A 4,012-nucleotide genomic window follows, 5' to 3' on the forward strand; every position below is an offset into this window, starting at 1 on the left:
GTATTAACCCATAATTTTATATCAAATTATAAATATTTTTTATCGTTTGGTTAGTGTTTGGGTAAATCTAAATACTATAAAATATAATGTTTTCGAGTATTTTTACTAAAATCATATTCGTAAATGTATGGATATTTGAATATTTTTTGCAATCAATGTTGTGTTTGTAAAGCGACTTTCAATATTTCGATGTAATAATTTACAGAAAAAAGTTTTCAATAGGGACATAGATAAACTATTTTTATTATTATTAATATAATCTTTTTATAATGGCTCTGGTTTAGTAATTATTTTTTTTCGACACCATATGCCACTTGTTTTAATTTTTGCGAACTTTTTTTGGAAATGTGAGCACACCATGAAAAAAACTCAACATGATGTCAATACGCTTATTCCGCGAAAAACAATAATAGTATTAAATGGTTTAGCCAACTATTATGGAAAGAAAATTGTTATTGATTTTGCGTTAATATCGTATGAATTTATTAATGAAGCAGGCCATCAAACCGTTCAAGGTGATAATTTATTATTAGAAATTCAAATATCGGAGGAAATTGATGATATCATCATTGGAAAAACATGTATCATTAAAATATTTGATGATCAAAGGGAAATAAAAGCATTTCATTTTATCGTGCTTAGCAATCAGCTGGAAGAATCTAAAGAATATGCAAACAGAATTTTAAAGCTTCAGTTGTTGGATAAAAAAGATTACGAATGTACTCATGGTTCAAATCCAATACCTATTGATTTACCAACCGAACCATATGTGAGTGAACTTCCATTTATCAACAAGACCATAAGTAGAAGATCGCTATGGGTTGCCCTTATAATTGGATTTGTTGCTGTTGCTATTTTAGGTACTTTATTTACAATTTATCATGTTATGAATGGGCCTTACCCTATAATAAAGACGGTAAAATTACTTTGAATATTTTTTAGTTGAAGAAATAAAATACTTTAATTCGTTAAGCCTTAAAGTATTTTTAATGAATTATAAGAATAAAAAAACCAGCTATTCTAACTTTTTTGTTTATTACTTTTTAATATAATTTGTGTTAAAAAATAAAGAATTTTCTAGGGCAAGCAAAGCTTATATGAAAGGTTCATTGCTTTAAATATAATCAATGGGATTATTTTAAAAAACACTCGCAGCCAATCCAGTAGAGCTTTGATAAATGAACATAGTCAATAAAAATTCGGTTTTATAAAAATGATAGCGTATGAAAAAGATATAATCAGAACTATCAAATCCTTAATTGATAACCTATGCGTAATAAAAAAAATAATTAGATTTTACGATAGGCTGTAAACTAAGAGGAAATGGTTACTTATTTACTCAAATGGTTTTTGCGCATCTTTAATTTTATTGTTTAATGAAGCTAATGTAACCAACTGAACCATTAAATATTAAGCCTTACTAAGTCAGATCAAAAAAATAAAAAGTTAGGAACTCTAAGATTGTATGTTTAATAATAAAATTAATTCTGTTCCAGTTCGTCAATTGTGAACAATTACATAACCTCTTCTAGGTTAAATGAAAACTATAATCGTTCTTTCTTTTAACATTTATATCATTACCAGAGTATGAGATTTTGTAAAAAGGAACGAAATCGCTAATGATCCTAAATTTATTTGTTACGTAGTGTCCTCTAAAAAAATATAAGTTAGTTTAAAAAATAAATGTTATTTCAATGGATCATGATTTATCTAAATTTTGAATAGGTACTAAATGCATTTGACTAGTGCTTTAAATTAAAATCCTTAAAGTGAGATTAACGTGTTATTTTTTAGTTGTACTAAATCATTATTTAACTCAATGTTTCATTCGTAAACATTTCTCTATAAAATCTAGACGGGAAGCAAAAGGATCCTTTTCAAAATGCACGCCTTGCATTGAAAAATGAAAAAGATTTTGTGAATTTTTGGTGAAAGGCTTAAATTGGTCAAATCCAGCTATTGATGGATTTCCTGATTTGGCAAAATTAACCCAACTTGTCATCATTAATTTTGCCATGGCTTCATCTTGTGCACTAAAGGTTTTGTATTGTTGATCTAAGTTGTCAAATACAAAAGGAATTTCAGAAGCATGGGGAGCACCATAGTGGGTATAGGCTCTAACGGAACTAGGAATATAAGAAAAACGATAACGATAAACTGGTACATTTTTTTGTGAAACTTGAATTTCTAGCTTTCTCGTCGGTTCAATAATTTGTAGATCAGCTAGGATTTTATACGCCGTGCTTTTTTCAGATTCTTTGCCGGAAGGATTATAGATTTTATTGATATCTTGTATATCTGTGCCAAGTTCTTTGGCAAGTTCGTTTAAGGGCGGAGGAGAAAGTGTTAAATAATCTCCATCATTATCCCCAATTAGCGAGGGTTTAGGGGAAAAAAGTCCTTGCTGATAGGCGTCATCCAATTTTTGTTTTAGTAGAATGCCATCAATTGTCAACCCTGCAAAGTAATTAGGTTGTAGATCTTGAAGGCTTAGATTATCGACAATTTCTTGTGATGTTAATTTGCGTAGCTGTTGCAAAGTTTGTGAATTGTTACCAAAAATACGGTGTTTGGTTGCAAAATTAAGACCAATTGTTTCAGCTGTATTAAGAGGTGTGGGAGAATAAGCTTGGGAGTGGCCCGTTCCCGATTGAATAATAACTTTGCTAAAAAGATCCTCAGTGTCCATTGACGTCATGAGGGCAAGAATAGAAGCCCCACCTGCAGATTCACCAAAAAGGGTAACGTTCGTATTGTCACCACCAAATGCTGCGATATTTTTTTTAATCCATTGCAAAGCAGCGATTTGATCCATTAACCCATAATTTACCCAATTATTTTCTTCGTTTTCTTTTTTTAAAGCAGGGTGAGCAAAAAATCCAAAACGTCCTAAACGATAATTTATGGTAACGACGATTACCCCCTGCTGGGCGATTTTATTACCGTCATAAATAGTTTTAGAGGTTCCTCCCGTAACGAACGCCCCTCCATGTATCCATACCATGACAGGAAAATGATACTGTAGGTCAGGTTGTTCAAAAATATTTTTGGGTGTCCAAATATTTAAATATAAGCAATCTTCACTTGTTAATCGTAAATTGTTATTATTGTCTTCTGGATTAAGTTTTTGGCTGCAATTAGGCCCAAAATCTTTGGCTAATCTCGTTATTTGACCCCACCCTAAAGCAGGTTGTGGAGGAAGCCAGCGGTTTTGATCTGTTGGGGCAGCTGCATAAGGTACGCCTTTGAAAATTGCCAGATTATCGGAATAATAACCTTGGATATCTCCCTGATTCTGCAGGTGAACCACGGGATCGTTTAAAGAAGTAACTTGTGCGCTACAAGGCTTTATTGAATTTATAACAATAGCCATTATTCCTATCCATAGATAACAGCATTTGACGTTTAATCGGGATGGAAATTTAGTGAAAAACAATGTTTTATCAATCAAGAGTAGGTAGTATTAATACGTTTGTATTAAAACAATTAAAATTTACATAAATAGAAATTAAAAAAATACAAGCTTTGACTTAGTTTTAGACTTAAAATTTAAACAATTCTTATGGTGTTGTTAAAGGTTAATTTATTTTACATGCGCAATTTAGATATAATTAAGTATTACAATAGTGAGACTTTACAATAATCTTAACAGTTTTGATCGAGTACGAACCGAGATTATATTGCATTTAACGTTTGTAGGTCAGAAAATAAAATACTACTGTTTAAATTATTTCTTTTTGCAAAAAAGCAAGGCGAGTGCAGATAAAACTCCAATTCCATTAAATGCCAGCTCTTTTTTTCTCTTATGAAATAACCCTGTCATCATGAGGCAGGTGGCGGTGGAAAGCAATAACAAAGCCCCCAATTTCGAAGTTTTTTTGCAAAACAACATTGAAACTCCGGTGATTTGGGTGCCTCCCAAAAGTTTCATGTTCGATGTAGACCAGCCTAAATTGGCAAATCGTTTTGCTTGTATATTAAAATTAAAAACCTTGCTCAAACCACATAAAGC

The 4,012-nt window shown here is 31.3% G+C and carries 3 protein-coding genes; 1 reads left to right on the forward strand and 2 read right to left on the reverse strand.

The window, feature by feature from the left end; translation table 11 throughout:
* The first annotated feature begins 358 nt into the window (after nt 1-358).
* Nucleotides 359-931 (forward strand): hypothetical protein, encoded by a 573-nt coding sequence (locus tag AABE15_RS07365; protein ID WP_338330644.1) that lies wholly within the window; start codon nt 359-361, stop codon nt 929-931.
* Nucleotides 932-1,816: 885 nt separating this feature from the next.
* Here AABE15_RS07365 and AABE15_RS07370 read toward each other — a convergent pair.
* Both AABE15_RS07370 and AABE15_RS07375 read right to left on the reverse strand, forming a co-directional pair.
* Nucleotides 1,817-3,373, reverse strand: coding sequence for a carboxylesterase family protein (locus AABE15_RS07370; RefSeq protein ID WP_338330645.1), 1,557 nt, complete (start codon nt 3,371-3,373; stop codon nt 1,817-1,819).
* 354 nt (nt 3,374-3,727) lie between these two features.
* A partial coding sequence (locus AABE15_RS07375) for a hypothetical protein (protein WP_338330646.1) occupies nt 3,728-4,012 on the reverse strand: 285 nt, incomplete at its 5' end.

It is taken from the genome of Commensalibacter sp. Nvir, assembly GCF_963921845.1.
GTDB lineage: Bacteria > Pseudomonadota > Alphaproteobacteria > Acetobacterales > Acetobacteraceae > Commensalibacter.